Consider the following 6,040-nt stretch of genomic DNA (forward strand, 5'->3'; position numbering starts at 1 on the left):
CGGAGCGCTTCGTCCCAAGCCCATTCGGTGAGGGAGAGCGGCTGTACCGCACGGGAGACGTGGTGCGGTGGCAGGGGAACGGGACGCTGGAGTTTCTGGGCCGAGCGGACACGCAGGTGAAGGTGCGCGGCTACCGGATTGAGCTGGGCGAAGTGGAAGCGGCGTTGGCCCAGTACGATGGCGTCAACGAAGCCGTGGTGGTGGCGCGGGAGGACGGGAGCGAAGGCAAGCGGTTGGTTGCCTACGTGACGGCGCAAGAGGGCGCGGAACTGGAGTCCAGCGCGCTGAGAAGTCACGTGAAGCAGCGGCTGCCGGAGTACATGGTGCCTTCTGCGTACGTGGTGCTGGAGACGCTGCCGCTGACGCCGAACGGCAAGGTGGACCGCAAGGCGCTGCCTGCTCCGGTGTCGAAGCCGGGCACGCCAGGTTCCGATTATGTGGCGCCGCGCACTCCCACAGAGGAACTGCTCGCTGGGATCTTCTCGCAGGTGTTGGGCGTGGAGCGGGTAGGTTCGAAGGACAATTTCTTCGAGCTGGGCGGCCACTCACTGTTGGCAACACAGATGGTGTCGCGGATTCGGAGCACCTTCCGAATCGAGCTCCCGCTCCGTGAATTGTTCGAGGCCCCCACGCTGTCGCTCCTGTCCGAGCGGGTAGACCAAGCTATTCGCACCGGAGCGTCGATCACCGCTCCGCCCCTGAAGCCACGAGCGGATGGGAGCTGGGTATTGCCTCCGTCGTTCGCGCAGCAGCGGCTATGGCTCCTGGACCAGATGGAGCGAGGGAGCGCCTCCTACAATGTGCCGGCCGTCCTTCGGGTCGAGGGGCCGCTTCATGCCGAGGTGCTCGAGCGGAGCTTCGTCGAGCTCGTGCGGCGCCACGAGTCACTGCGGACGACGTTCAGCACTCGGGATGGAAAACCCGTTCAGATCATCGCAGCCGAGCCGGTGCTGGCCTTCCGAAGCATGGGGCTGGAGTCATCGGCGGAGGTCGCGCGCACGGCGGAAGTCACTCGTCTGGTCGAACAGGAGGCACACCAGCGGTTCGATCTCGAACGGGGCCCATTGCTACGTGTGACGCTCCTGAAGCTGTCCGAGCAGGAGCACGTGCTGATCCTGGTGACACACCACATCGTGTCTGATGGGTGGTCCATGGGAGTCCTCGTGCGGGATGTAACCGCGCTCTACGAGGCGTTCTTGCAGGGGCGCCCCTCTCTGCTACCGAAACTGCCAGTGCAGTACCCGGACTACGCAGTGTGGCAGCGGGAGTGGCTGAAGGGCGAGGTGCTGGAGTCGCAACTCGCATACTGGAAGCGGCAGTTGAAGGGGGCACCCCAATCGCTGGAGCTGCCGACGGATAAACCGCGGCCCGCAGCGCAGAGCTTCCGAGGAGCGCATCTCGACCAGTCCTGGCCCCTGTCCTTGTGGGATCGGGTGAAGGCCCTGGCACAGCGCGAAGGAGCAACGCCATTCATGGTGCTGCTGGCGGCCTTCCAGGTGGTGCTGGCCCGCTACTCGAGACAGGACGACGTGTGCGTGGGGGCGCCCATCGCAGGGCGCACGCAAGGTGAGACGGAAGGACTGATCGGCTTCTTCGCGAACATGCTGGTGCTGCGGACGAAGGTGTCCCCGGCATCCACCTTCCGTGAGCTGCTGGCTCAGGTGCGGGAGGTGACATTGGGTGCGTATGCGCACCAGGACGTGCCGTTCGAGAAGTTGGTCGAGGAGCTTCAGCCCGAGCGTGACCTGAGTCGCAGTCCGCTGTTCCAGGTGACGCTGACGCTGCAGAACACGCCCGTGACGGAGGTGAAGCTCCGAGATGGCTTGAGGCTCTCCGGCGTGGAGTCGGAGGGGCGGACGTCGAAGTTCGACCTGTCTCTGGTGATGGAGGAGGTGAAGGACGGCGTCATGGCCATGGTCAACTACAACAGCGACTTGTTCGAGGCCGGGACGATGGACCGGATGCTCGGACACTTGAGGGTGCTGTTGGAGGCAGCCGACGCTGAGCCGGAGATGCGGCTGGCCGAACTGCCGCTGATGGGCCGTAAAGAGCAGCAGTTGGTGAAGGAGTGGAGCGGGAAGGCTTCAACGTACCCGCGCGAAGCGAGCCTGAGTGCCCTCTTCGAACAGCAGGTGCAGCGGGCGCCGGACGCGGTGGCGGTGGAGTACGAGGACCGGCGACTGACGTACGCGGAGTTGAATTGCCGTGCGAACCAGTTGGCACACCACCTGAGAAGCATGGGTGTGGGGCCCGAGGTGCGGGTGGGGTTGTGCGTGGAGCGCTCACTGGAGTTGGTGGTGAGCGTGCTGGGCATCCTGAAGGCAGGTGGCGTGTACGTGCCGCTGGATGCCAGCTACCCGCTAGAGCGTCTGGCGTGGATGAAGGCGGAGGCTGGCGTCGCGGTGCTGGTGGCGCAGGAGAAGCTGGCGGACGAGGTGGCCGCGGGTGGCGAGTTGGTGGTGTGCGTGGACACGGAGTGGGAGACGCAGATTGCCCATCAGCCGGAGAGCACGCCGAGTGCCAACGTGGGCGGTGGAAACCTGGCATACGTGATGTTCACGTCAGGAAGCACGGGGAAGCCAAAGGGCGTAGGCGTGCCGCACCGAGCGGTGGCGCGCCTGGTACTGGGGACGGACTTCGCGCACTTCGGGCCGGAAGAGGTGTGGCTGCAACTGGCGCCCATCTCCTTTGACGCCTCGACGTTGGAAGTGTGGGGCGCGCTGCTGCACGGCGCGGAGTTGGTGGTGTACCCAGCAGGGACGCCGACGCTGGAGGAGTTGGGCCGGAAGCTGGAGTCGTCGGGCGTGACGTCGCTGTGGCTGACGGCGGCGCTCTTCGAGCAGATGCAGGCGCGGCAGCCGAAGGCGTTGGCCAGTGTCCGCCAGTTGCTGGCGGGTGGTGACGCGCTGCCCGTGTTGCGAGTGAAGGAGCGGCTGGCAGCAGGCGGTGTGCTCATCAACGGGTATGGCCCGACGGAGAACACGACGTTCTCCAGTACGTACCGAATGGAGAGGCCCGAGGAAGTAGGTGCCTCGGTGTCCATTGGCCGGCCGGTGAAGAACACGGTGGCTTACGTGCTGGACGGGACAATGCGTCCAGTGCCGGTGGGGGTACCGGGCGAGCTGTACGTGGGGGGAGACGGCCTGGCAGTGGGGTACGTGGGACGCCCGGAGCTGACGGCGGAGCGCTTCGTCCCAAGCCCATTCGGTGAGGGAGAGCGGCTGTACCGCACGGGAGACGTGGTGCGGTGGCAGGGGAACGGGACGCTGGAGTTCCTGGGCCGAGCGGACACGCAGGTGAAGGTGCGCGGCTACCGGATTGAGCTGGGCGAAGTGGAAGCGGCGTTGGCCCAGCACAGTGGCGTCAGCGAAGCCGTGGTGGTGGCGCGGGAGGACGGGAGCGAAGGCAAGAGGTTGGTGGCCTACGTGACGGCGGAGGAAGGTGCCTCGCTGGACATGGGTGCACTACGAAGCCACATGAAGCAGCGGCTACCTGAGTACATGGTGCCTTCTGCGTACGTGGTGCTGGAGTCGCTGCCGCTGACGCCGAACGGCAAGGTGGACCGCAAGGCGCTGCCCACCCCGGATGCGCAGGGGCCGAAGACGGCGCACTTCGAGGCGCCTCGAACGGCGACTGAGCAGAAGCTGGCGTCCATCTTCGCCGAGGTACTCAACGTTGAGCGCGTCAGCATCGACGATGACTTCTTCGAGCTGGGTGGCCACTCGCTGCTGGCCACGCAGTTGGTGTCACGCGTCCGCGAGTCCTTCCAGGTGGAACTCCCCCTGAGGGACGTCTTCGAATCGCCGACGGTAGAGAAACTGGCCCTCCGGCTAGGACACGCACAGGTGGGGAGATTGATGCCCCAGGGGCCGCCTCTGAGGCGGGCACCGCGCCAGGGGGCATTGCCGCTATCATTCGCTCAGCAGCGACTGTGGTTCCTCGACCAACTGGAGCCTGGCAGCGCCTTCTACAACGTGCCGGTCGCAGTGAGGCTCACAGGCGCCCTCAACGTTGCCGCGTTGCGCCGTAGCTTCGATGAGTTGGTTCGCCGACACGAATCGTTGCGAACCACCTTCCGTGCTCAGGACGGGATGCCCGTCCAGGTTGTCTCCGACACTGCCTCGACCCGGTTGGAATTTTTGGCGTGCGGACCTCAGGACGGCGGCGAAGAAGGGCTGGAGACAAGACGCATTGCGGAGCAAGAGGCGCTTCGCCCGTTCAACCTGGCGACAGGGCCGCTGCTGAGGGCGACGCTGCTGAAGGAGGGGGAAGAAGCGCACGTGTTGGTGTTGGTGATGCACCACATCGTGTCGGACGGCTGGTCGATGGGGGTGCTGGTGAGGGAGTTGGTGGCGCTGTACGAGGCGTACGCGCAGGGGCGCGAGTCACCGCTGACGGAGCTGGAGGTGCAGTACGCGGACTACGCGGTGTGGCAGCGGGAGTGGTTGAAGGGAGAGGTGCTGGAGGAGCAGCTTGAGTACTGGAGGAAACAGCTAGAGGGTGCGCCAGCTGCGCTGGAGTTGCCGACGGACAAGGCGAGGCCGGCGGTCCAGACGTACCGAGGGGACACGAGAGGACTGGAGTGGTCGAAGGAGCTGTGGGAGGGCGTGAAGGGGCTGGCACAGCGGGAGAACGCGACGCCCTTCATGGTGCTGCTGGCGGCCTTCCAGGTGGTGCTGTCGAGGTACGCGAGGCAGGAAGACGTATGCGTCGGGACGGCGATAGCGAACCGGACGCGGGCTGAGACGGAGGGGCTGATTGGCTTCTTCGTGAACACGCTGGTGCTGCGGACGAAGGTGTCTGCGGCGACAAGCTTCCGCGAGTTGTTGGCGCAGGTGCGTGAAGTGACGTTGGGTGCGTACGCGCACCAGGAAGTGCCATTCGAGAGGCTGGTGGAGGAGCTGCAGCCGGAGCGGGACTTGAGCCGCAGCCCGCTGTTCCAGGTGATGTTGGTGCTGCAGAACGCGCCGGGAGGAGCGGTGAGCCTGCCGGGGCTGACGCTGGAGGCGGCCGAGTCGTCTGCGACGACGTCGAAGTTCGACGTGACACTGGGCTTGGGAGAGTCGAGTGCGGGAGGGCTTTCGGGCGCGCTTGAGTTCAACAGCGACCTGTTTGAAGCCGAGACGATGGAGCGGCTGCTGGGGCACTTGCGGGTGCTCCTGGAGTCGGCTGTGCGCGCCCCAGAGCTGCCGCTGGCTGCGCTACCGCTGATGGGCAGTGAAGAACAGCAGCGGTTGGTGAACGAGTGGCGTGGGACGGCTTCCACGTACCCACGCGAAGCGAGCCTGGGTGTCCTTTTCGAGCAGCAGGTGCAGCGGACGCCGGACGCGGTGGCGGTGGAGTACGAGGACCGGCGACTGACGTACGGGGAGCTGAATCGCCGTGCGAACCAGTTGGCACACCACCTGAGAAGCATGGGTGTGGGGCCCGAGGTGAGGGTGGGGTTGTGCGTGGAGCGCTCGCTGGAGTTGGTGGTGAGCGTGCTGGGCATCCTGAAGGCAGGTGGCGTGTACGTGCCGCTGGATGCCAGCTACCCGTTGGAGCGGCTGACTTGGATGATGCAGGAGGCGAGCGTCACGCTGCTGGTTGGGCAGCAGAAGTTGCTCAAGGCCATGATGCTCTCCGACACCGAGTCCAATGTGTGTCTGGACACGGAGTGGGACACGCAGATTGCCCTGCAACCGGAGGTCGCACCGAGCACTCATGTGGGCGGTGGAAACCTGGCGTACGTGATGTTCACGTCGGGAAGCACGGGAAAGCCAAAGGGCGTAGGCGTGCCGCACCGAGCGGTGTCACGTCTGGTGCTGGGGACAGACTTCGCGCACTTCGGGCCGGAAGAGGTGTGGCTGCAACTGGCGCCCATCTCCTTCGATGCCTCGACGCTGGAGGTATGGGGCGCGCTGCTGCACGGCGCGCGGTTGGTGGTGTACCCAGCAGGGACGCCGACGTTGGAGGAGCTGGGCCGGAAGCTGGAGTCGTCGGGCGTGACGTCGCTGTGGCTGACGGCGGCGCTCTTCGAGCAGATGCAGGCGCGGCAGCC

The 6,040-nt window shown here is 65.7% G+C and carries 1 protein-coding gene; it reads left to right on the forward strand.

Annotated features, from left to right (window positions below; all coding sequences use genetic code 11):
* Nucleotides 1–6,040, forward strand: a 6,040-nt coding sequence (locus HNV26_RS36500) for a non-ribosomal peptide synthetase (RefSeq protein ID WP_171453006.1), incomplete at both ends; no start/stop codon positions are given.

Source organism: Myxococcus xanthus (assembly GCF_013116825.1).
GTDB classification, from domain to species: Bacteria; Myxococcota; Myxococcia; order Myxococcales; family Myxococcaceae; genus Myxococcus; species Myxococcus xanthus_B.